Source organism: Arcicella sp. GW822-FHT02H01 (assembly GCF_058802005.1).
The window spans coordinates 1,094,791-1,118,513 of sequence record NZ_JBXANT010000001.1 but is presented as its reverse complement, the minus strand read 5'-3'; the positions used below and the strand labels follow the sequence as shown (position 1 = coordinate 1,118,513).

Here is a 23,723-nt window from a genome sequence, read left to right as displayed (position 1 = left end):
TAGGACTCTGGACTTTAAGACGCTAGATACAAGACTTTGAGACGTTAGACTTTAACACTAAGTACTTTAAGATGTTAGACATAAGATATAATATGCAAGCACATCTTTTGTCTTTTGTCTAGCGTCTTAAGTCTAAAAATCCTAAAGTCCTCCAGTCCTAAAGTCTCCTCATCTCTTCCTACAAATCATCAATCCATCTCTGATAGGCATCAGGATGTTTTCAGTTCTCGGGTCTTCATGACACATCTTATTGAAATCCAATAAGTTTTGAGTATCCCTATCAATCTTTTTATTAGGCTCAATATTAGCGACTTTTCCACTCCAAAGTACATTGTCAGCAATGATATAACCACCCTTTCGTACTTTATCAAATACCAAATCGTAATATTTTTGATAACTCATTTTATCAGCATCAATAAAGACAAGATCAAATGTTTCATAAAGCATAGGAATGATTTCAGCCGCATCTCCAATTCTGTAATCTATCTTTTCCGAATAGTCGGATGACAAGAAAAATTGTTTTGTAAAGCTCTCCAATTCTTCATTGATATCAATCGTTATAATTTTCCCACCTTCAACTAATCCTTCAGCCAAACATAATGCAGAATAACCTGTATAAGTACCAATCTCCAAGATAGTTTTAGCTTGCAACATATGGGAAAACATTGATAACACTCTTCCCTGTAGATGCCCTGAAAGCATTCTAGATTGAAGTATTTTAGCGTGTGTTTCTCTGTTAAGATTAGCTAATAATTCACTTTCTGGAGAAGTATGACTTTCCGAATAATCATTGATATTTTTAGGTAAAAAGTCCATTGTGATAATTTTAAAAGATTATTATGATAAAACTCGCTGATAAAGTGATTGTAATTGTAAGGCAATATTTTCAGCCGAAAACTGAGCAACGTGTTGTTGTCCATCTAAAACCATTTGTTTCTGCATTGTTTTGTTGGATAAAACTTGTAAAATCTTGCTCGACAAATCGTTTACATCTGCTGGGTTTGCATATAAAGCACCTTTTCCACCTGCTTCTTCCAAGCATGAACCAGTTGCCCCAATAACAGGAATCCCCGAATGGAGGGCTTCTAGAATAGGAATGCCAAAGCCTTCGAATAGCGAAGGATAAACAAACAAGGATGCGCCTTGATACAAAGCTGGTAAGTCTGCAAAAGGCACTTTGTTAAATATTTTGATATTGCTAAGTGAATGTTCCAATATATACTCCTCAAGCTGTTTTTGATAGACTGATTTTCCTCCTACTAATATTAATTCATAGTCTGAAAGATGTAATTTATGAAATGCTTTTACAAGTAATAACTGATTTTTTCGTTCGGTAATAGTAGCTACACAAAGCAGGTATTTTTTATGAATATTGTATTTAGCTTTACCCGCTTCAATGTCTTCCTCACTAAGTTTTTCCTTAAAAACATCATCGGAATCTTGATAAACTACGGCAATCTTTTCTGGATTAATTTGGTAGTATTCAATAATATCCCGTTTGGTTTGTTCACTAATAGCGATAACCAAATCTGCATATTGACAAGCTTTCTTGAATTTCAACTGGTAAATAAACCTATCGAAGGCTGGGTATAGGTTTGGGTAACGCTCAAAAATCAAATCGTGGATGGTTACAATAGCCTTGATGTTGTTTCTTTTTAAACCAATAGGCAATTCATTACTAAGTCCATGAAATACCTCGATACCATCTTTTTTTAAATCAGTAGTAATCAAAAAACTTCTCCAGAAAGATTTCAGTTTTTTGAAAGTCGGCATTCTGAGATTGAAATTAAGAGAAGGTGTCGTTAGGTATTTTTCAGTAAAGGGAGCTGTGCTTACCTTAGGAGTGTAGGCAAAATAAGTATTTTCAGCGCTATATTTTAAAAGAGCATCAATGATAAATCGGCTATAATTTCCTAAACCCGTATTATTGTTAAAAGCTCTTTTGGCATCAAACCCGATTTTCATTTTTATTAAATAATTGGTGGATAGTGATTTGTTTTTAACTTTTGAATCAAATGAAAATAAATTTCAGAGATTTCTGCACAAAATTACCTTGAATTGGGTTAAATAAAAATGAGAATGATTTGTTATCGTAAATAATAGGAAAATATCACTAGCACAGAATGCTAGTGACGAATATTTTAACACTATTTGTTTTATGATATAACAAGGCTTAAAATTACTTAACTTTGTATTTAAATTAGATTATATTTTATAAAAAACGAGCAATATATTATTGATAAAATTGCTCGTAAATGATAAGCATGTTAGAAATAGAAGAATATAGATTATCGAATGGCATTAGAGTAGTACATCGACAAGTAACGCATACAGCGATTTCACACATTGGAATCATGTTGGATATGGGGAGCCGTGATGAGAAAGCTCATCAGCAAGGCTTGGCTCACTTTTGGGAACACATGGCTTTTAAAGGTACTAAAAAGCGTACGTCATTGCAGATTATCAACCGATTAGAAATAGTTGGAGGAGAGTTGAATGCCTATACTACGAAAGAGAAAATCTGTTTTCATGCTTCTATTCTGACTCCTCATTATGAACGTGCATTAGAATTATTAGCAGATATTACCTTTCATTCTAGTTTTCCAGATAAACAAGTGGAGCGTGAGCGTGGAGTGATTTTAGAAGAAATGGCGATGTATTATGACTCACCAGAAGATGCTATTCAAGATGATTTTGATGAAATTGTCTTTGCTAATCATCAATTGGGAAAAAATACATTGGGAAATCAGGAAAGCGTTTCAAATTTCAATAAAAAAGATTTATTTGACTTTATCGCTGAGAATCTTGATACTGAAAGAATTATTTTTTCGTCTATCGGTAATTTGCCTTTTAAAAAAGTAATACAGTTGGTTGAGAAGTTTTTAAAAGATATTCCTGCTAAATCTTCTAATTTAATCAGGATTCCTCCAGCAGATTACAAACCTCAGAATATCAGCATTACAAGAAGTATTACGCAAGCCCATGTTGCTATCGGAAGAACATCATTCGCATTGGCAGACGATAAGCGATTACCCTTCTTTATGTTGGTCAATTTATTAGGAGGGTTTGGGATGAATTCAAGGTTGAATCTGGCTGTACGCGAACGCAATGGCTTGGTGTATGCCATTGATGCTGGCTACACGCCTTTTATTGATACGGGATATTGGGGAATTTATTTTGCTACCGAAGTAAAACGATTGAATAAAGTAAACGATTTGATTTTGAAAGAGTTGAAAAAGTTGAGAGATATTACCTTGACTAAAACGCAACTACAAAATACCAAAGACCAGTTAATGGGGCAAATGGCGATGTCGGAAGAAGGGAATATGAGTTTCATGTTGATGATGGCCAAAAGTCTTTTAGACATTGATAGAATAGATAGTCTTGATTATTTATTTGAGCAAATCAAGAAAGTATCGGCTAGTCAATTACAAGATTTAGCCAACGAAATGTTTCAAGAAAAAGACTTGAGCTATTTGACATTTTTGCCCGAGTAATTAATGAAGCTGTTTAAACTTTCCGTTTCTTAGGTGAAAGTATTGTATTTTTGAATTGATTTTTTCAAAATTTGGGAAGCATAGCATCGCTACGTAGAGTAAATTTTGGAACAAGCTATTCTAAAAGACTTAGTTTAACCCGAAAGGGAAAGTTTAAACAGCTTCAATATTATATAAAAATTTAATTGCCTTAAAGTTGTTATCTTTAAAGCTGTAGACACTTGCATTTATATATCCACATTCCTTTTTGCAGACAAGCTTGTCATTATTGTGATTTTCATTTTAGCACTTCGCTAAAGTTAAAAAGGGAAATCATCATAGCGATTTGCCAAGAAATAAAACTTCAAAGGGATTATCTTCAACACAAGCAATTAGACACTATTTACTTTGGTGGAGGTACGCCTTCATTGTTGGATGAGCATGATTTAGCCTTGATTTTTGAAACAATTTATCAATGTTTTAGCGTAAATGAAGGTGCAGAGATTACTTTAGAAGCCAATCCAGATGATTTGACAAAGGGAAAAATAATACTTTTTCAACAATTTGGTATTAATCGAATGAGTATTGGGATTCAATCATTTAACGAAAATCATCTGAAGAAAATCAATAGGATTCATACTGCTCAGGAAGCTGAAACCTGTGTTAAGTTGTCTCAAGATAGTGGTATTCATAATTTGACGGTCGATTTAATCTATGCTATTCCTTCGGAAAGTCACGCTATTTTTGAAAATGACTTATTGAAAGCTACTAACCTTGGGCTTAATCATATTTCTGCTTATTGTTTGACGATAGAACCCAAAACTGTTTTTGGAAAATGGCTGAAACAAGGGAAAATTGAAGTAATCAATGATGAATTTGCTAGTCAACAATTCGAGATATTAGTCAAACATTTAGCTGATAATGGTTTTGAACAATATGAAATTTCTAATTTCGCTCGAAATGACCAATACGCAAGACATAATACCAGTTATTGGAAACAGGAAGAATATTTAGGAGTTGGGCCTTCGGCTCATAGCTTCAATCATCAAAGTCGCCAATATAATATTGCTAATAACACTCAATATTTAAAATCATTGGAGAAAGGTCTCGTTCCAACGACCATTGAGTTACTGACCAACGAAGATAGAATCAATGAATATTTACTCACAGGACTAAGAACAAAGTGGGGATGTGATGTAGATAAGCTCAATCAATTGTTAGGAAATGATTTCCTTGATTATCAAAAAGAGATTCTTGAAAGTCAGTTTGTTGAAAAACTGATTTACCTTAAAGACGATACGCTGCTGATTACAGAAAAAGGAAAATTGTTTGTAGATAGAATTGCCTCAGATTTATTTATCGCTTAAATTTTTAACTCTTTTTTATTAATCAGAAATACGTTTCTACGAAACATCGTAAATTTGTATTATAATTCTTTCTTTGTACTGTTTATTGAAGCGTAAATAGAAAAGAATTAATAGTCAATAAAAATTAATCGTGATATTACATGGCAAAAAATACGTTCAGAACTCCTCCGCCAGAAGAGAACTCAAATTTAAACCCCAATTTATTCCAATCTTCATGGAAGACCTTTGGGATATTTAATAGACGCCATCCCATTTTTCAATATATAGCTTCCCTTTTTATTAAGTTCTTGATTTACTTTATCTCTATCACCCTAGCGTGGGTATTGGTATTAAAGTTTGTTCCGATTTGGGTAACCCCAACTATGATAGACCGTAAAGTAACAGCATTGTTTGATGGAAGAGATTCGGAAATTCATTCAGATTGGGAACCTTATGAAAATATTTCTAAAGAGGCAGCCTTGGCTGTAGTAGCTTCTGAAGACCAGCTATTCCCTCAGCATTTTGGCTTTGATTTCAATGCGATGTGGGGTGCCTTTCGCTATAATTTAAAGGGAAAAAAAATAAAAGGAGCAAGTACTATTTCGCAACAAGTAGCTAAAAACGTTTTTCTTTGGCAAGGACGCAGCTATGTCAGAAAAGTATTAGAAGTGTATTTTACATTTCTAATCGAAATCGTATGGGGCAAACAAAGAATTTTAGAAGTGTATTTGAATGTGGCTGAAATGGGGAAAATGACTTTTGGGGTTGAAGCCGCATCTTTGCGATATTATGGGCACAATGCTAAGTCAATCACCAGAGCAGAAGCTGCCAGAATCGCAGCCGTCTTGCCAAGCCCTAATAGGTTTTCTATTACGAATCCTTCAAAGTATGTTCAACGAAGAACTAACTTTATCACTCGCCAAATGAGAGGACTAGGAGGGAAAGCTTACATCGCTGAGTTGTAGAGATAAGCAAATGGTTAATTTAGAGAGTCGATTTTTAAAATACTTTCTAAATTAATCATAAGCGATTAAATTATATTTATCAACTAACTTCATCACTCTATCGGCATAATACTTACCCCCTTTATGAGAATACCCTTTCTCACCAATTGAATAAACAAAAGTATAGGCTGCTGAATATTTTTCTACGCCTGCTGCTAATTGCCCTCTGTAAAATTTAGGTATATCGCTGTAATCACGTTTCCATTGACCTGTTTTGTGTAAGAAGATTTCTTCTACCAAAAAAGTCATACAATCTCTTCTAGAATTAAAGCGTTTGTACCAGTTATCAGGACGATTCTCTTCATCGTAGATATATTGACCAATGTCAGTAACTCTTATAATTCCAACTTTTCCTTGATGTTCATCAGGCTGACCTTTCAGCTGATATGCATTTGAAGGATTTCCCCACCATTGTTTGATGCCTAAGAAGTTGTTAGCATATACTGCATTCCTGCTAAAGCCATAACCGCTTTCTAAGGCAGACATCGCAATGATTATGCTGGCAGGAACTTGATATTTTTGAGATAAATACTGAGCATCTTGACTGATGTCCGAAATGAAATTACGAGCTTCGTCAGCCGTAGGATGTCCGATGGCTGTCGTATAAACATTTTGGTTTGTTCCCAGAGGGTCTTCATTTGGAGTAGGAGGGAACTTGAACGAAGTAGTAAAATTGTCTGAATATTGATATTTCGGTAGCATTCTATCACGTGATAGATTTTCATCAATCGAGGCATATAACTTGTTATTTCTACCTGTATTAGTGCGTTCTAGAATGGTAACATTGTTATCAAATGTTTTACCAGAGACTACGATTTGTCCGTATGATACATTGACCGTATCATGCCTAGCAGATATTCCGACAAATTTTAATTGTTTAACACCTGGGTAGCCGAAAAGGAACCTGAATACAGCCTTATTCGATTCAACCATGGCTGTGCCTAAACTTTTATTATCAGAATATACTTTTACTCTATGTACATTATCTCCAACACGGAAGATAAAGCTTACATCATCGCCAACTTGTACTTTTTTTTCATAGTCAACATTAAATACAAATCGATTAATTTTATTTGATGGAGTAAATGCAAATAAAATAAAACCCAGTAATAAGATGCCTATTACTTGGTTAATAAAACTGGTTTTTACCATTGTTAATGATTTGTTAGATTTTTTGGATTTTAACTCAGCGGCGGATAAGAATAATCCTTTTGTTAATCTTAACAAAAAAGAATTGTGCCTAACTTTTTATCTCATTAAGCACAACGCAATATAGAAACTTTTGTTTAAAATTTTACTTAGTTGCGATATAAAAAAAGTCAAAACATTCCTCTGCATCATCAGATAAAAAATAATCTTGATAAGTAATACCTGTTACTAATTGATTATCTGATTGTTGAATAAGATTTCTACTCATTCTGTTAGCAATATCATAGGGTATCTGCAACATCCATCTAGGCAGACGATACTGTAAATTAAAAATATCAAATCGGGTAATTTTTTCTACAGAGCGTTTATTTTCTTCATAATAGCTCATTACCTTCTCATTACCATGCACTCCTTGTGTTTTGATACTAGCAAAATGCTTAAGAATAAGATTTTTAAGTTCCGATGCTAGGTATTCTCTAACATGCCAAGGGTTTCTTGAAAGAGAGTACTTCTTATTAACAGTTGTCAAAATAAGCTTTCCACCCGGTTTCAATACTCTATGAGCTTCCTTGATAAATTCATTATCGTCTTCAATATGCTCGATTACCTGAAAAGTAACGATATAATCAAAAGTATTGTCAGCTAGTCCTTTTAATGGGGGTAAAAACATATCAATAAATTTGAACGAAGGATATTGTGCCGTCAATTGATTCATCAAAGGCTCATTTTTATCAACGCCTGTATAGTTTGAAACAGACGGAGCTAAAACAGCTACTCCTCTTCCTGTTCCACAGCCAATTTCTAACAAGTTTCCAGAAACAATTTTAGCGGCTTCAATGTAGGGAAATAATAATCGTTGATGAACAGGATTATCTGAAATAATTTCTGAAGAAGCAATCTCGGTTGTTTTATACATGATATTGAGTAAAAAAGGAATTTGTACTTTAAAATCTTTGAATTTTTTATGTTTTAGTAATAATAAGCTTGTAATCAATTGTTTACATAGCTCACTAATAGTTTTTAGTGAATGACTTTTCCGATTGTAAATCTTTTAATTAAAAATAATTTTTAATTTTATTCCAAATTTAAGGCATTTGCTTGACATGAGGAAAATACTTGTTAAATTGAATTCGTTATAAACTCAAAACTTCGTTATAGCATCTAATTAATTGACGTTTTTATTTGTGTCAACATTTCTAATATTTATCAATGCAATTAGCTCTCAAGCTAGTAGCTATTCATTTAAACTGATGAAAAAAATACTTCTTATTATACCGATTATAATGTTTTTGGCAGGTTGTAGTCCTACTTCACCTAAAAAAGGCAAAGAACAAAGTGATAATAAAGTGCTTTTACAGAGATTTCTAAGTAAAAGTAGATTTTTAGATAATGGTACTTCAGTAAGGATTTTTTTAAGTATTGATATTGATAGAACATTTACGTTGGCTGAAGCAACCAAAGATTTTGCCATTGCCTATAATCTTTATCCAGACTATAATTCAAAACAAACAAGTTTGGGGAATGGTAACGTAGCTATTACTACAGAGAATGCTAGTCAGGAAGGAGGGCTATTAACAGTTTGGTTTGATATTCCTAAACCTAAAGATTTACTAACAGGCTTGGCTCTTACTGAAATAAGAGATTTGAGAACAGGGAATAAAATCTTAAATGATTGTTTCCTAAGATTTCAATCGGGAAAATCAAGTGATTATTTTATGTTTTTCAATAAAAATGGAAAAACGCCCATTGCAAGAAATTACTTCACAGTCCAAGATACTGTCATGCTAAAAAGCCTTTCAGGCAAACAGCAAACATTTAAGGTTTTTAAATATCGTTATGAATTTGAGGCGGCCATTTCACCGATGTCTACTACACCAAGAGCGGCTACCAAAAGCCTTTATGTAGATTCTTCTTTTACGGTGGCAAGTAATCAGCCCATCACCCTAAAGAGTGATGCACTTTATTATTTTACGAGAGATACCACAGAATCTTATGGAATAGGGATGGTAGTGTCAGATAAGCGTTTCCCGAAAGTTACTCGTCCAGAGAAGTTAGTGAGACCTTTGATTTATGTAAGTACTAATGCTGAAACAAGCGATTTGTATAATTCTAAAGACCCTAAGCGTTCGTTAGATAATTATTGGTTAAATATCATGCAAGGAAACCAAGGAACAGCCAAAAGAACGATTAAGTCTTTTTATCAAAGAGTAGAACAAGCCAATAGGCTTTTTACAAGCTATAAAGAAGGCTGGAAAACGGATAAAGGGATGGTATATATCGTAATGGGCGACCCAACCAGAATTACGCGCACTAAAGACAAAGAAGTATGGACATATACACGTAATAGCCAATACTCGGAAGTAAATTTTACTTTTACAAAAAGGGCTAATCAATTTGCTGACGACCATTACGAACTACAACGTTATGCAGAGTACCAATCCATCTGGTTTCCAACAGTTGAACAATGGCGAAATGGAGATAAAATTTAAGCATAAAACCATTTTGAGGAATGCTCAATTATCATTTCAATGGTAAAGTAATGCAGTTCTTCAATTAATATACTATCATGACCCCACCTAAAGTTATTCCTTGGGTGGGTTTATTGTTTCTCTTCGTTAGTTTATTTTACATTCTTTGATTTACCCATTTCCCTTTTTGTTTCTGCCGTATATTCTTCCAAATGTTACCTAGAATAAATCCCCTCCGTATATTTTATAATTATTAACAGTAATTATAGAAATTCATTTTCTAAATCATTTTTTTTAGCTTGCCATTAGAGTTCCTCCTCCTTTAGAAGGAATCTTGAAGAAGTACAATTTTTACAAATATTGATAAAGCTACTTAAGATTAAGGAGAATGCCCTTGCGAATAGATGTTATCTAAATGGATGTCTTAAATGAAACACTTTATGTTTTATACAAAATCTAATGAATACCTTTTGTATAGTTGAGTACTTTATTAAAGGTATTTTGATTAAAGGCAATGCATAAGTTTTGTTTTAAATAGAAAATAGCGAATAATATTTCGAATAGGACTATTTTGGTGCGTTATAGATAATATTTATATTACTATTTTGATATTGAATAATATAATTCAGATAAAATATACCGCTTAATAATTTTTTTATATGAAAATCGAAATTTGTTCTTACTTTTGACTTAGAAGAATGCAAAAATTCTAAGTTTCATCTAATTACTTGTAATTTTAATTCTTTAATATGTCTAAACGCTATCTAACTTTCATGCTATTTCTTTTTGCATTTTATCTATGCAGGAGTGAAGGTGTTTATGCTATAGACGATTCAACAAACGTTCATAAACATAATGTTTCAATAGGATTATCAGTAGGTACTATTGGTCCTAGTATTGAAGTCGCTACTAATATTTCAAAAAATAATCGTTTTTTTGGTAGGCTTGGTACTAGTTATTTACAATACCAGAATCTTTTCAAAGTAGATCTTAATAGTAAATCAACTATTAATGTTGAACCTGATTTAAAATTCAACCAAATTTTCTTAGCGGCTGACTATTACCCTTTCAAAAAGAGTAGTTTCCACCTATTTCTTGGAACTAGTTATATATACAAGTTTAATGTATCGTCTTTTATAGATACTGACACGGGTATTAATATTGATGGCGTAGAAGTAAATGCGGAGGATTTTGGAGAAATCAATTTACGAATCGATTGGAATAAAATTGTACCCTTTGTAGGATTAGGCATTGGTAGAGTAGTACCTAGAAGAAGAGTTGGATTTAATTTCGAATTGGGGTGTTATTACATGGGAAAACCAAAAATCGTTAGCAATTATTTTGGTGTGCTTGATACTACGAATGCTGATGAACTCATCCCAATTATCGAAAGAAATATAAAAGATTATTCTTTTTTACCTTTTATTAATTTTAAGTTGAAGTTCAGAATTAACAAGACCAAACAATAGATTAACAGATTTTATACTTTTTAAGCATCTTATTCATCTTTTAGAAATAGAAACAAAGTCCTAAAATCAAAAATGAAAATCTTTGGATATTCCATAATGTTGATTTTTATTATAAGCTCATTATATGCTTGTAATAACCCTTTGGAAGACGTGTCTATAAAAATAAAAGATCCGCTTACATCATCTGCTATTAATTTAACCTATAAAAATGCCGTATCGACTGATACTACATTGATACCTAAACAAATAAAATTTACTTTTTTAGGTGACGATGCAGAAGGAATAGTGAGTTCGGTGGGGAATAAAAAAATTAATATTAGTCGCGAGGGTTTATTAGGTATTGCTATTGCACCAGATTATGCAAAAAGACCAGCCAATATTAAAGTAGTTGCTAGTTTAGAGGGTTATCTAACCGATATTAATTATATAACCTTAACTAATACAGCTAATATTAATAGAACTATCAGAATGTTCAATATCAGTAACTTACCTAAAGGGATGAGTGTTGATATTAAAAAAATAGAAAGTTCAAGCGTTGAATCTACTACCACTACTTTAAAAACGAATGGGAAAAATGAGCAAGTTAGTCTTGTTTTAAATGCAGGTACAAATTTGCTAGCCCCAAATACTGAAAAATTATCAGGGCAATTAACGTATACATTAACCCATTTTGAAAATATAGCAAGAGATTTTGTACCTTCTAATTACACTATCTATCAGGCAGTTGGTCTTGATAATAAAGAGATATCACCTTTTGAGTTAGTTCCTTATGGCTTCTTTTCTTTAAAAGCCATGAACGAAAAGTTTGATGAAGGAAGCAACCTTTCAAAGAGTACTAGCGTAAGTATTGAGATTAGCAATAATAGTTATCATACTAATGGGCAAGCCCTAAAAGAAGGAGATGTCATACCATTTTGGGGTTATATCAATAATGTCTGGAGAATGTTAGGTAATCCAGCCATTAAAAAAAATAGCAATGGTAAATTATATGTTAGTGCAAACGTAACAGCTTTGACGTACTATGCACTAGGTGAAATGATTCCAGTTTGTGTTAAAGGACCAACAATTAAAGTTACTAGTTCCAATAATGGATTAGATATTTATCATTATTGTCGTTTAATTGAAGTTAGTTCAGGAAAGAATATTGGAGATTTATATATTAGTTTGAACAATGGTGCTGTATATCCTTTGGCAGGTAGAAGAAAGAATACAGTATATTTGCAAGTATTTAACTTTAATAATCAATTTGGAGGCGATTTATCTAAACCAATTTTTCAGTCTCAGCCATTTGATTTGTGTGACGAGAAAACAATACCAGTTAACATTGTTGCTCCTCCGCCACAGCCAGTCAATGTAGAATTGATTATAGAATGCCCTAAAGGACAAGTTGTAAACGAACCAGCAGTACCAGTTAAAATTGATATTCAATTTCAGCCTCAAGGAGCAGCAGCGAATGATTGGAGAGATTTGATGACCTTAACCAGAACTCAACGCTCTGGTAGTACTTATAAATTAAAAGTAGGCGGTACTTATTCTATTAGAGCCTCACCAAACCCAGCACAAGGCTGGATATTTTACAAAAGAGATACATTGATTAAAGATGTAAATTATCGTTTCTATATTGATAACAAAGAATTTTGTAAGTAGTGTGGGTAGCTGGATTAAGTATTTTGATTGAAAATAAAATATATCTATATAATTTTATATAATATAATAATTTGTTTTATTAAAAGAGGTTTTGCAAATTGTTAATTGAATACAGTTATACGTACTTTTACATAAAATAAGCATTTAATCAAGATTAATTTAGCATACAAATAATTCGCTTACAATTCTAAAAAATATCCGATTTGATGAAAATTTTTACTAAACTGTCAATCTTCTGGTTATTAGTACTCTTTTTTGCTTTTCAAGCAAAAGCACAGATAGTATATGAACCTAATTATAAAACAGTTTATGGGTATCTATCCAGATTGGCTCAAAAAGGAGTAATAGATTTAAACGACGTCACGCTACCCTTGCCTAGAACTTATATTAGTGGCAAGTTGGACTCTCTAAATAATCATCATGAGTTATTGACAAGTTTGGAAAAAGAAGAATTAGTCTTTTATCTGAAAGAATATACTATTGAACGCAATCTGACCAAAGAAATAGAAGCAGATAAAGCCTTTAAAAGTATTTTTCATACGAATGAAAACGATAGATTTAGGGTCGCGGCTTATCAAGACAAGCAATTCTCATTTAATCTTCAACCAATTGTTGGTTATCAATTAGAAAACATCAATAGTACGACTATTAACCAGCGTTGGATAGGTGCTTGGATGTATGGTTATTTAGGAAAGAGTATTGGTTATAGTGTTGATTTTCGTAATAACCAATTGAATAATTTATTTGCTGGATATGACTACCTAAGAAACTTTAATGCAGAGCCGGGTAGAATAGGTGATTTATTAGTGGGAGGGAAAAGATTCGATTACAGTACCATTAATGCAGCTATTACAGCAAAATGGAAATGGGGAAGTGCTACTTTCGGTAAAACCGCTTTGAATTTTGGTTATGGAGTGGGTGGAAAGATAATTTTGTCGGATAAAGCTCCCTCATACCCACAGGTGCGATTAGATATTAATCCAGTAAAATGGCTATCGTTTACTTATGCACATGCTTGGTTAAACTCTAATTTGATTGACTCATCGTCAATTTACAAAACATCTGTTAAAGGAAGCAATCAATTTGAATATCGTGGTAAATATTTGGCTTTTCATGCCTTAACATTTAAACCACTAAAAGGATTAAGTCTTTCAATAGGAGAATCGGCTATTTATAATGATAATGTTAAAATTGGGTATTTAATACCAATTGCTTTATTTCAAGGCATGAATCATTATCTGGGAGAAGCAACTAGTGGACAAAATGCCAGCAATACAATATCTAACTCTCAGTTTTTTTTACAATTTAGTTCAAGAAATCATATTCCTAAAACACATCTATATGCTAGTTTTTTTGTTGATGAAATAGAATTTTCATTAACTGGAGGAAATGCTATAGAACGTAATAATAGAAACCATACGGCCTATCAAATAGGAGCAAGTGTAGCAGATTTCCCTATCAATAATTTACACTTAACACTTGAATATTCTAAAATACAGCCTTTTACGTATATCCACTTTATACAGGCACAGACTTTTGAAAGCAGTAATTATAACTTAGGACATTGGATTGGACCTAATGCTGACCAACTTTTTGCTCAGTTGCATTATAGAGTCATAAGAGGATTAGATGTTAAGTTTATTTATAACTATATCAGAAAAGGAGCCATAGGAACAGGAGCACAGCAGGTAGATTTTAAGACAAGTTACCCTTTTTTATGGGGCACTGGTAATAAGTATAGCTATATACAAGCACAGCTTCAATATGAATTTATACATGATTTATTTTTTAGAGTAAATTATCAAAGTGACAATAACCCAAGCGTTACCACTACAGAAAAAAATAGTAGTATATCAATGGCTATAAATTATAGTTTCTAGCACAAATCCAATTAAACAATCTTATAATAATTTTCAAAATATCATCTTCACTATCAATTCTATGATGAATATGTTTATTAAAACAAAAAAAGTTAAAAACTTTAAACTACTCTTAGCAGCAGTTGGCTTTTCGCTATTTTTCGCTTCTTGTGTTTCCACAAAGAACGTTACCTATTTTCAAGGGACTGATCCTCTAGATTCAGTACGCTATTCAACATTGAAAGATATTACGCCCTTGATTCCTAAAATTCAACCAGATGATATTTTAGCAATTACGGTTAGTTCACTAAGTGCAGAATCAAATGAAGTATTCAATTTTCAAAATGTTACGCCATTAATTACTTCTAACTTCCCAGGAGGTCTTAGTAATGGTATGGTCAGAAATCAGCCACTCGGATATCTAGTAGATCCAGCGGGGAATATTGAAATGGCTTTAATCGGAAAAATACACGTTGCTGATTTGCCCTTAGAAGAAGCTGGCGTGAAAATAAAGCGTGAATTAACGAAGTATCTGAAAGAGCCTACAGCGAGTGTAAGATATTTAAATCAAAAGTTTACGATTATAGGTGAAGTAAACCGTCCTGGTATTTATAACCTTCTCGATAATCACACATCATTACCTGAAGCACTAGGGGTGGCTGGAGATTTAACCATTTTTGGTAGAAGAGATAATGTAATGCTAATGCGTACTACAGATGGTAAAAGAGAAATCATTAAGCTAGATTTGACGAAACGTGACGTTTTAGAAACGCCATACTTTTATCTAAGAAGTGGTGATGTATTGTATATAGAAGCAACTAAAGGTAAAATTACTTCATCAGACAGGACTTTGCAGTTGATTCCTATTGCTACTGGAGTAACCACTACATTAGTATTGTTATTAAATTTATTGTTTAAATAATAGGAGATTTTTTTAATAAGGATAATTAAAGTTTTGAAATTATGATGGATAATTCAAATGATTTTATTGAGAGTAATGAAAGCAGTTTCGATATAAGAAAGTTCTTTTTAATGTATATCAGGTATTGGTACTGGTTCGTGTTTTCTTGTTTGATTGCATTAGCTGGTGCGTATTTTTATCTTCGTTATACTGTGCCTATTTACAGAGTTGGTGCAGTGTTGTTGATTAAAGATGAGAAAAAAGGGATAGGTGGCAATGATATGTTAAAGGAGCTAGAGATGTTTTCTGGCAACAAAATTGTTGAAAATGAGATGGAAGTCTTAAAGTCTCGTACGCTTATTGAAAAAGTAGTTGATGACTTAAACCTAACGGTAGCTTACTACCAAAAAGGAGAAATTAGACCTTACGATCAGATTTTCAAGAACTCTCCATTATGGGTACAGCATGGCGAATTGACTAAGCTAGCTTATCAAGAGCCATTGTTTATTAAAATTCTTAATAGACAAAAATTTGAGTTGCAAAATAAGGCAGGCGAACCAATAGGAACGTTTGCTTATAGCCAGAATATTAGAAGCAAGTATGGTGCTTTTCGTGTTTTCTTGAATGATTCTCTTTATCGTACTGATAATGATTTAATTAAAATTAATTTTTATGATAAAAATTATTTAGTTGAACAGTATCAGAACAATATCAAAGTAGAGTTATTGAACTTGAAAAGTACAGTTTTAAAATTGTCGTTGGAAGATGCTTCACCGACAAAAGGAAAAGCTGTATTATCAAAACTAATTGAAGCATATACCTTCTCTGCATTGGCTGATAAGAATATGGAGGCTACGGCTACCTTACAGTTTATTGACCAAAGATTAAGATTAATTACAGGAGAATTAGGGGATGTAGAGAAAGATGTAGAAACTTATAAAAGTTCACAAGGTATCACTGACTTGAGCGTTGAGGCTAATTTGTTTTTAGAGAAAGTGAAAGAGAATGATACTAAAATGAATGAAGTAGATATTCAATTAAAAGTATTAGACGGTGTTGAAAACTATTTAAGAAGTAGCCAAACTGGTACTGCTCCAGCAACTTTGATGGTAAATGACCCTGTATTGATTGGATTACTAGGTAAATTAAATGAATTAGAGATTCAAAGAGAAAAATATGCAAGAACTACAGAAGCAGCCAACCCTTTGTTAGGAACTATTAATACTCAAATTGCTAATACTAAAGCCGCAATTAGAGAAAGTATTTCTAACCAGAAACAAGGATTGTCAGTTACTCGTAGTAGTTTGAAAGGATTGAACAATCGTTTTGAATCTTCAATCCGTACGATTCCTAAAAAAGAAAGAGAGTTTGTAAACATTAAAAGACAGCAAGGAATCAAAGAAAGTCTTTTCTTGATGCTTTTACAAAAGAAAGAAGAGACCGCAATTTCTTATGCATCAACTGTGACGGATAGCCGTTTAGTGGATGAACCTTATAGTGACCCAAGACCGATAAAACCCAAAGGTAATTTTATATACCTTATTGCATTATTAATAGGTATCATCATACCAGCAGGTGCAATTAATCTAAAAGAATCTTTCAATGATAAGATTCAGTCGAAGGGCGAGATTGAAAGTACAACAGGCATTTCAGTTTTTGGTGAAATTGGTAAGAAGCCAAAAGAAATGAAAGACAATATTGTTGATATGAAGAGTACGAGTTTCTTAGCAGAACAATTCAGAACACTTCGTACCAATTTACAATATGCAGCTGGGGGTGTTAATATTGATGGTAGAGGGAAAGCAATATTATTGACTTCATCAATTGGTGGAGAAGGTAAATCTTTTGTGAGTATTAACCTAACGTCAAGTATTGCCTTACTGGATAAAAAGGTTATCGTACTTGAACTAGATTTACGTAAACCAAAAGTTTCTGAGTATTTAGGAGTATCCCGTGAAGTAGGTATATCAAATTATTTAATTGGTCAGGCGAATATTGAAGATATTATAAAGCAAAGTTCATTGCATCCTAATATGTTTGTTTTGCCTTCGGGTCCTATTCCTCCTAACCCTTCAGAATTATTGTCAAATGGAAAAATGGCAATCTTGATTGAAGAGCTTCGTAAAAAGTTTGATTATGTAGTATTGGATACTCCACCAGTAGGGCTAGTAACAGATTCTACCATATTGGCAGAATATGTAGATGCAGTATTCTATTTGATGAGATACCAACATACTCCTAAGTCATATTTAAGAGTTTTAAAAGACTTAAAAGATAAAGGTAAGTTCAAATCGCTAAATATTATCTTTAACGGAGTCGATTATCGTAACTCTAAAGAATATGGTTATGGCTACGGTTATGGCTATGGTTATGGTTATGGCTACGGTTATGGCTATCATGGAGATACAAAAAAACCAACGTTCTGGGCTAGAATTAAGGATAGCTTTAAAAGCTAGGGTTTATTGAAAATATTTAAATAAGGAACACAGATAAAATGAAGATAACTGCCGTAATACCAATTAGAAAAGGATCTGAAAGAGTAAAAGATAAAAATGTTAAACCATTTGGAGGAGATACTTCTTTACTTGAATTTAAAATAAATGCGCTAAAACAAGTTAAGGAAATAGATGAAATAATAGTAAACACCGATTCAGAGGCTGCTATAGAAATGGCGATCAAACATGGCGTAGGTTTTCATCAAAGAGAGGCATTTTATGCATCATCAGAATGTCCTGCTAATGACTATTTTTGGTACTTAGGGGAACATACGGAGTGTGATATTGTTGCCTATACGCCTGTTACTTCTCCATTTATTAAACCAGAGACTTTTAGTAAATGTATTAATCAATTTGATGATGCTCCTAATAGAAGTATCGTTACGGCTAGTATTGTTAAAGAATTTTTATGGAGAGGAGATAAGCCTTTGAATTTCTCTCTTGATAAACATCCTAAGAGCCAAGAATTGACAGATGTTCAAGCTATTAATTTTGGTTTATGCTTACTTCGTAGAGAAACGCTTGTAAAATACAGAACTATAATCGGACCAAACCCTCAAATATATACTGTTTCTCATGTAGAGGGTTTAGATATTGATACACCGCTGGATTTTTTCATTGCGGAACAGGTTTATAGTAAAATGAAGGAAGATTCAACGTTGTTTTAAAACAAATTTTAATATGTCTATATGTAGTTTAATATTGAATGAAATCAATCTTTATTTACCTGAGATTTTATCTAAAAGGAATACTAGAATTTTAAAAGAAGATGATAGTTATGTTACTGAGGGAGATATTCTTTGTGAGAAAATAGTTAAAGATTTTATTAAAGAAAATTTTCCTGATTATTTCTTAGTTTCAGAAGAGTCACCAGAAGAAAACTTAATTAATTCTACAAAAGACAAAGTAATTATTTTAGATCCAATTGATGGAACAGAGAATTTTACTTCAGGATTAAAAGAGTGGGGAGTAGCAATTTGTGTTTATGAGTATGGAGTTCATAAAGAATCTATGCTAGCACTTCCTGAGCTTAATAGTCATCTAAAAACAGGAGATACTTTTGAGAGATTTGAATCAAGAATCTGTGGGATTTCATCTAGTTTGACCAAAGAAGATATATTAAAACTTGTTCCTGGCTTTGAATATAGAATTATTGGATGTGCTGTATACAATATGTATAATGTAGTAACGGGCTCATTTTTTAGTTTTGAAAACCCTAAAGGAGCAAAAGTTTGGGATATTATCCCTGGCTTGAACTTAGCTTTAGAAAATGGGTTATCAGTAGTAGTCAATAACAAAGAATATAAAGGCGAACTTCTTAGTCCAAACGAGAAATATATTTTCAAAATCTTAAACAACAAATAGGGATATAAATTACCTGTTTGCTCAAAGAGATATACTACAGTTATAAAAGCATAATATTAAGATAGTTTACTCGTGAAAAATTTAATATTAATTACAAATATTAGTTACTAACACACATTATTATGAAAAAAAGGTTAGACTTAATTCAAGTTTTTAGAGGCTTAGCTGCAATGTTAGTTGTATTATATCACTTAGTATCTACTGGTGAAAAATATTTTTCTACAAAGCCTTTTAATGGTTTCTTTGAATTTGGTTGGGTTGGAGTCGATTTTTTTTTTGTGTTAAGCGGGTTTATTATCATGTTTATTCACTACGGTGATATTGCTAACAAAGGCAATTGGCTTCTTTTTCTAAAGAAACGAGCTATTAGAGTTTACCCGATTTATTGGATAGTAGCTACAATAACCTTTGCCATGTATATGCTTTTAATGCATGGGAATATGAGAGATGAATTTATCTTCAATATTCATTCTGTTGACCATTGGATATATTTAGTTAAACAATATTTATTGGTTTATCAAAAAACATATTTCGTTTCTGTTGCTTGGTCATTGACTTATGAAATATTATTCTATTTAATATTTGCTTTGTGTATTTTTTTAGGACTCAGAATAGCTAAATATATTGTTGCAATATGGATTATTACGATAGCTTTAAAATCTATTACTAATGCACCCATATTTTCTAGTTTTGTGTTCTCACCTGCTAATTATGAATTTTTACTAGGATGTGTAGTAGGATATCTTTTTTATAAAAAACAATTTATAAGTGTCACAAAAGCCTTAATAGCGTTCGGTGTGATTTTATTACTATTCGTTCTTTATTTAAACTATTTTGATTTGAGCTCGAATATGTTGATATCAAAATTGTTTTTAGGGTCATTATCAGCGTTAATAATTTGGGCATGTGCATCTATAGATTATCAAAAAATATATAATGCAGCCAAAATTAAATTGTTAGTCATTATAGGTGATGCTTCCTATTCATTGTATTTAATACATCCAATTGTCCTTTCTACATTATGCAGAGTGTTTGCAAAATTTAAATTTCAAACAGCGTATTCTTCTGCAATTAATAATATGTTGTTCTTGATTATTTTTATTTTAACTGTTTTCGCAGGTTTCTTATTCCATTTTTTTGTGGAAAAAAAGGTACTAGCTTATCTTTCAAAGAAGTAAGCTCGGAGATAGTATAAATATCGGTATAAATTTATTTTGAAATTATGGTACTAATTTTGCTAGAGATATGCAGAAGGAATTGTGTACCGTTTAGTTAACATTCATTTTTAACTATTGTTTAAAAAAATAGGTAAGATTTTATTACTTCTATAACTATGATTCAATCATAAGAATTGCCAATAAGATGATAATTTAATTCATGCGATTTGGCAAAAGAAGTAATAGACGTACGATATAACACATTATAACAAATTATAAATTCTTCAAAAAGTAAAATTATGGAGGCATTCTCGACCCAAATCAGAAATATATTTTCAAAATCTAAGACCGATAGAGTTTATGTACTTGGTAAAGGAGCAAGTTTAGGAAAAATTGCCAAATCTCAATTAGAAGATGGAGTTGTTATCAATATTAATGATTCAGAGCGTTTTTATGCAGGAGATATCGCTTTAGTACATAGTTTATGGGCTTATCAAAGTATCAAAGAAAATGGCTTTAAGGCTTCTTATTATATCTCTGATAAGCAAATGCCAGATTCTGTAGCTAGTATGCAAGTGTCTTATTTCCCAGATACTTATGAAACAACAGAAAGTTATTTGTTTTCAGCACATGGCGAAGAGCTTTTTATTTCAGATTTCTTGTTCCTTTCAGCTATCCGTCTAGGAGTGGTGATGGCAAAAGAATTGAATAAAAAACTTGACATATATTTCCTAGGTTTTGATTTTGGTAACGATTCTAACACTACGCTAATTGAAGATTATTCAGGGCATAGTCAGCAATTCAGAGATGCGGTTCTTCGTACACAAGAAGATACTTTTATCAGAATCAAATCTTATATAGAGACTGATGTTCCTTCAATCAATCTTCTTCATGTTGGAAGAAAACCTTATAGTGATATTTCTATAGGATTGTTTAACCAAGGAAACTTTAGTGATTTCGCTGAACATAAAAGTAACAATGACCTTTATTTAGGCGTAAAAGAAAAGATTTTTGCTGGTATTCCAATGGTTGTGGCTGAGCTTACTAATAATCATATTGGTGATGAGAAGCGTCTGAGAACAATGATTAGAATGGCGAAGGATGAAGGAGCAGACATTATTAAAGTACAAAGAAGAGATGTTGATTCGTTTTACAGTGAAGCTGAATTGGCAAAACCTTATAAATCTCCTTTTGGTAATACATTAGGTCATTATCGTAGATCAGTTGAATTAACAGATGATTTATTTAAGGTACTGATTGATGAATGTAGAAAGAATGAGATTTTCTGGTTTACATCTGTTTTAGATAAAAATTCTTACGAATATATATTGCAGTATAATCTACCGTTAATCAAGCTTCCAAGTACAATTTCTAACCATAGAAATTACCTTAAGCACGTGGCAGATACTTTTGATGGTGATATTGTTGTATCAACAGGGTTTACGGATAAAGAATATGAGGAATTTGTATTAAATGAATTTACTACAAACAACAGATTGCTTTATCTTTTGCAATGTACTTCTTCTTATCCTGCACCACCAGATGCTTGTAATATTGCGGTAATTCGTCATTATAACGAAATACGTCACGAACGTTTCCCTAACATTATTCCAGGTTACTCTAGTCATGATGTGGGAGCATTGGCTTCTCAGATGGCAATAAGTGCTGGGGCTTTGATGATTGAAAAACACGTTAAATTAGGGAACCTTGATTGGGTACACTTTGATAGCGTTGCATTGGATATTACTAAAGGAGAGTTAAGACAATTTGTTGAAGATGTTAAAAAAGCGACTATTATATGTGGAGAAAAAGAAAAGAAAGTTCATGCTAAAGAACACCACAAATATGTCCCTAATGATAAAAGTAATTAAACATAAAGAGGGTTCTCTTTATTTCAAATAACATAGATGTATAGATTGATAGCAATCTATACATTTATTAATCTTACTAACTGCTAATTAAATATTATATATGAAATTTTTATTTGTAATCCTAACCAGTGCCTTATTACTAAGCTGTACTGAAGATTTATTACTAAGTCAATCTCTTTTGGATACTAAGGTAGAGCCAAGCATGGCTATCTACATTGGTAATGAAATAATCAAAAGCCAAAAGACTATTTCGAAACTTGAAACAGAGGTATATGCCCATGATTCCAAGCTTTTGATTCACAATGGAGTGGGTTATTGTGCGTATTATAGCAATGATTCAAATACTCAAGAAGGATCAGGTAACCAATCAGTTAGACTATCCGTTTTTGATATTAATAACCCTAGTGCTAGTAAAAAAATATATGATGTATTTCAAGAAAGCCACGTATATTCTACTGTAAAATTAGATAAAAATAGACCTTGTTATACACCTGTTTTGTTTAAAACAGCAGATGGCAAAATTCGTATTTTATCTAAAATATATGTTAATCAAATTCAAAAATATTATTACAGAGACTTTTCTCCAGAAACGGCGACTTTTACGGACCCTCAAGTGTGTAAAATAGGTCATAGTAATTCTAAAGAAGTAGGCGATTTTGATTTGTCTAATGTAAAAGGACAAATAAATAGTGCATTTAATAATAGTTACAAATTGAGTACAGAATTCATGTTTGCAACATCTGAGCCTGTGTATACTAGCGAAGGAACATTCATCGGTTTAACGTTAGGCAGATTTACTGAAAATTGGCAAACAGATGAAGGCACAACTATTATCATGAGAACTAGGGATGCTGGTAAATCATTTGAATTTGTAGGAACACCAAATGCTTCGACCATCACTGCAAAATATAACAAACAATCTGTAGAAGGAGCGTTCTTGTTTAATGGTACTAATGAGGTTTTGATGCTTGGCAGAAATAATTTAGGAGGAATGTTATTGACAAAAAGTACTGATGGAGGAAATTCGTTTAGTGCTCCATATTCACTTAATGATAGCTGTTCTTTTAATACATTATCTTCTAAAATGAATTTTATTAAAATTAGAGATGGTTATTTGTCTGTTTGGAATACTACCGAGAATTTTGGAAAGTTCAATGTTAGAACTGTACTTGAAATGAGATATGGAAAAAACAGCAATATATGTGGCAATGAAATTAAAGTTTTAATTAAAAATGAATTTGGTTGCCATTATCCATCTATTTTCAAATACGAAGATAGCTATTACATTACCTATACAACAGATACACGTCGTTTAAATAAAAATAGTACAGCCGAGATAGTATTTGCCAAACTTCCATTTTAAGTATTTGGATTTTATTATGAAAAAAATTAAAAATTTAATTCCTTCAAGCGTTAAGCAAGCTTTATATCTTTGGAAGGATTCTTTAGAATGGTTTTTCTTAAATAGAATTATTTCCTCTTTTCCATCTCAAAGAATAAGGATTGCTACGCTGAA

The 23,723-nt window shown here is 32.2% G+C and carries 18 protein-coding genes; 14 read left to right on the top strand and 4 right to left on the bottom strand.

Annotated elements, in window-relative coordinates:
• Nucleotides 1-168 precede the first annotated feature (168 nt).
• Both AC1RNE_RS04820 and AC1RNE_RS04815 read right to left on the bottom strand, forming a co-directional pair.
• The gene (locus AC1RNE_RS04820) at nucleotides 169-816 is read right to left on the bottom strand and encodes an O-methyltransferase (protein WP_492799897.1); all 648 of its coding nucleotides are present in this window, start codon (nucleotides 814-816) and stop codon (nucleotides 169-171) included.
• A 21-nt stretch (nucleotides 817-837) separates the two neighbouring features.
• Entirely contained in the window at nucleotides 838-1,965 is a 1,128-nt protein-coding gene (locus tag AC1RNE_RS04815) for a glycosyltransferase family 4 protein (RefSeq protein ID WP_492799896.1), read from the bottom strand.
• Nucleotides 1,966-2,264: 299 nt separating this feature from the next.
• Here AC1RNE_RS04815 and AC1RNE_RS04810 point away from each other — a divergent pair, with 299 nt between their 5' ends.
• From AC1RNE_RS04810 to mtgA, 3 genes are all read left to right on the top strand, one after another.
• Entirely contained in the window at nucleotides 2,265-3,497 is a 1,233-nt protein-coding gene (locus tag AC1RNE_RS04810; RefSeq protein WP_492803605.1) for a M16 family metallopeptidase, read from the top strand.
• A gap of 221 nt (nucleotides 3,498-3,718) precedes the next feature.
• Nucleotides 3,719-4,843 carry a radical SAM family heme chaperone HemW gene (gene hemW / locus AC1RNE_RS04805; protein ID WP_492799895.1) on the top strand — a complete coding sequence of 375 codons (1,125 nt, stop codon included), beginning with the start codon at nucleotides 3,719-3,721 and terminating at the stop codon, nucleotides 4,841-4,843.
• 140 nt (nucleotides 4,844-4,983) lie between these two features.
• Nucleotides 4,984-5,787: a monofunctional biosynthetic peptidoglycan transglycosylase gene (gene mtgA, locus AC1RNE_RS04800; protein WP_492799894.1), complete on the top strand. Its 804-nt coding sequence runs from the start codon at nucleotides 4,984-4,986 to the stop codon at nucleotides 5,785-5,787.
• 51 nt (nucleotides 5,788-5,838) lie between these two features.
• On the opposite strand, the gene AC1RNE_RS04795 is transcribed toward mtgA, so the two are convergent.
• Nucleotides 5,839-6,978 (bottom strand): glucosaminidase domain-containing protein, encoded by a 1,140-nt coding sequence (locus AC1RNE_RS04795; RefSeq protein ID WP_492799893.1) that lies wholly within the window; start codon nucleotides 6,976-6,978, stop codon nucleotides 5,839-5,841.
• 142 nt (nucleotides 6,979-7,120) lie between these two features.
• A complete protein-coding gene (locus AC1RNE_RS04790; protein WP_492799892.1) occupies nucleotides 7,121-7,891 on the bottom strand; it encodes a class I SAM-dependent methyltransferase in 771 nt (256 codons plus the stop codon).
• A 334-nt stretch (nucleotides 7,892-8,225) separates the two neighbouring features.
• Between AC1RNE_RS04790 and AC1RNE_RS04785 the strand changes: the two genes are divergently transcribed.
• The 11 genes from AC1RNE_RS04785 (at nucleotide 8,226) to AC1RNE_RS04735 (ending at nucleotide 23,570) form a co-directional block, all read left to right on the top strand.
• Entirely contained in the window at nucleotides 8,226-9,464 is a 1,239-nt protein-coding gene (locus tag AC1RNE_RS04785) for a GWxTD domain-containing protein (protein ID WP_492799891.1), read from the top strand.
• A gap of 752 nt (nucleotides 9,465-10,216) precedes the next feature.
• A complete protein-coding gene (locus AC1RNE_RS04780) occupies nucleotides 10,217-10,912 on the top strand; it encodes a hypothetical protein (protein ID WP_492799890.1) in 696 nt (231 codons plus the stop codon).
• Between the two features lie 72 nt (nucleotides 10,913-10,984).
• Nucleotides 10,985-12,559, top strand: a complete 1,575-nt coding sequence (locus tag AC1RNE_RS04775) for a hypothetical protein (RefSeq protein WP_492799889.1) — start codon at nucleotides 10,985-10,987, stop codon at nucleotides 12,557-12,559.
• A gap of 206 nt (nucleotides 12,560-12,765) precedes the next feature.
• On the top strand, nucleotides 12,766-14,439 hold the full coding sequence (locus AC1RNE_RS04770) for a capsule assembly Wzi family protein (protein ID WP_492799888.1): 1,674 nt from the start codon (nucleotides 12,766-12,768) through the stop codon (nucleotides 14,437-14,439).
• 70 nt (nucleotides 14,440-14,509) lie between these two features.
• Nucleotides 14,510-15,340, top strand: a complete 831-nt coding sequence (locus AC1RNE_RS04765) for a polysaccharide biosynthesis/export family protein (protein ID WP_492799887.1) — start codon at nucleotides 14,510-14,512, stop codon at nucleotides 15,338-15,340.
• 41 nt (nucleotides 15,341-15,381) lie between these two features.
• Nucleotides 15,382-17,775, top strand: a complete 2,394-nt coding sequence (locus AC1RNE_RS04760; protein WP_492799886.1) for a GumC family protein — start codon at nucleotides 15,382-15,384, stop codon at nucleotides 17,773-17,775.
• A gap of 38 nt (nucleotides 17,776-17,813) precedes the next feature.
• Entirely contained in the window at nucleotides 17,814-18,482 is a 669-nt protein-coding gene (locus AC1RNE_RS04755) for an acylneuraminate cytidylyltransferase family protein (RefSeq protein WP_492799885.1), read from the top strand.
• 13 nt (nucleotides 18,483-18,495) lie between these two features.
• Nucleotides 18,496-19,179 carry an inositol monophosphatase family protein gene (locus AC1RNE_RS04750; RefSeq protein ID WP_492799884.1) on the top strand — a complete coding sequence of 228 codons (684 nt, stop codon included), beginning with the start codon at nucleotides 18,496-18,498 and terminating at the stop codon, nucleotides 19,177-19,179.
• Between the two features lie 122 nt (nucleotides 19,180-19,301).
• Nucleotides 19,302-20,357, top strand: coding sequence for an acyltransferase family protein (locus AC1RNE_RS04745; protein WP_492799883.1), 1,056 nt, complete (start codon nucleotides 19,302-19,304; stop codon nucleotides 20,355-20,357).
• Nucleotides 20,358-20,635: 278 nt separating this feature from the next.
• Nucleotides 20,636-22,207 (top strand): N-acetylneuraminate synthase family protein, encoded by a 1,572-nt coding sequence (locus AC1RNE_RS04740; protein ID WP_492799882.1) that lies wholly within the window; start codon nucleotides 20,636-20,638, stop codon nucleotides 22,205-22,207.
• Nucleotides 22,208-22,307: 100 nt separating this feature from the next.
• Nucleotides 22,308-23,570: an exo-alpha-sialidase gene (locus AC1RNE_RS04735; RefSeq protein ID WP_492799881.1), complete on the top strand. Its 1,263-nt coding sequence runs from the start codon at nucleotides 22,308-22,310 to the stop codon at nucleotides 23,568-23,570.
• The last annotated feature ends 153 nt before the right edge of the window (nucleotides 23,571-23,723 follow it).

What these genes read in the sequence shown, in the direction of transcription:
- AC1RNE_RS04735 (WP_492799881.1), top strand. Translation starts at nt 22,308, where the DNA reads ATGAAATTTTTATTTGTAATCCTAACCAGTGCCTTATTACTAAGCTGT.
- AC1RNE_RS04780 (WP_492799890.1), top strand. Translation starts at nt 10,217, where the DNA reads ATGCTATTTCTTTTTGCATTTTATCTATGCAGGAGTGAAGGTGTTTAT.
- AC1RNE_RS04820 (WP_492799897.1), bottom strand. Translation starts at nt 816, where the DNA reads ATGGACTTTTTACCTAAAAATATCAATGATTATTCGGAAAGTCATACT.
- AC1RNE_RS04785 (WP_492799891.1), top strand. Translation starts at nt 8,226, where the DNA reads ATGAAAAAAATACTTCTTATTATACCGATTATAATGTTTTTGGCAGGT.
- AC1RNE_RS04750 (WP_492799884.1), top strand. Translation starts at nt 18,496, where the DNA reads ATGTCTATATGTAGTTTAATATTGAATGAAATCAATCTTTATTTACCT.
- AC1RNE_RS04765 (WP_492799887.1), top strand. Translation starts at nt 14,510, where the DNA reads ATGTTTATTAAAACAAAAAAAGTTAAAAACTTTAAACTACTCTTAGCA.
- AC1RNE_RS04810 (WP_492803605.1), top strand. Translation starts at nt 2,265, where the DNA reads ATGTTAGAAATAGAAGAATATAGATTATCGAATGGCATTAGAGTAGTA.
- AC1RNE_RS04740 (WP_492799882.1), top strand. Translation starts at nt 20,636, where the DNA reads ATGGAGGCATTCTCGACCCAAATCAGAAATATATTTTCAAAATCTAAG.
- AC1RNE_RS04775 (WP_492799889.1), top strand. Translation starts at nt 10,985, where the DNA reads ATGAAAATCTTTGGATATTCCATAATGTTGATTTTTATTATAAGCTCA.
- AC1RNE_RS04770 (WP_492799888.1), top strand. Translation starts at nt 12,766, where the DNA reads ATGAAAATTTTTACTAAACTGTCAATCTTCTGGTTATTAGTACTCTTT.
- AC1RNE_RS04795 (WP_492799893.1), bottom strand. Translation starts at nt 6,978, where the DNA reads ATGGTAAAAACCAGTTTTATTAACCAAGTAATAGGCATCTTATTACTG.
- AC1RNE_RS04745 (WP_492799883.1), top strand. Translation starts at nt 19,302, where the DNA reads ATGAAAAAAAGGTTAGACTTAATTCAAGTTTTTAGAGGCTTAGCTGCA.
- AC1RNE_RS04755 (WP_492799885.1), top strand. Translation starts at nt 17,814, where the DNA reads ATGAAGATAACTGCCGTAATACCAATTAGAAAAGGATCTGAAAGAGTA.
- AC1RNE_RS04790 (WP_492799892.1), bottom strand. Translation starts at nt 7,891, where the DNA reads ATGTATAAAACAACCGAGATTGCTTCTTCAGAAATTATTTCAGATAAT.
- mtgA (WP_492799894.1), top strand. Translation starts at nt 4,984, where the DNA reads ATGGCAAAAAATACGTTCAGAACTCCTCCGCCAGAAGAGAACTCAAAT.
- AC1RNE_RS04815 (WP_492799896.1), bottom strand. Translation starts at nt 1,965, where the DNA reads ATGAAAATCGGGTTTGATGCCAAAAGAGCTTTTAACAATAATACGGGT.
- AC1RNE_RS04760 (WP_492799886.1), top strand. Translation starts at nt 15,382, where the DNA reads ATGATGGATAATTCAAATGATTTTATTGAGAGTAATGAAAGCAGTTTC.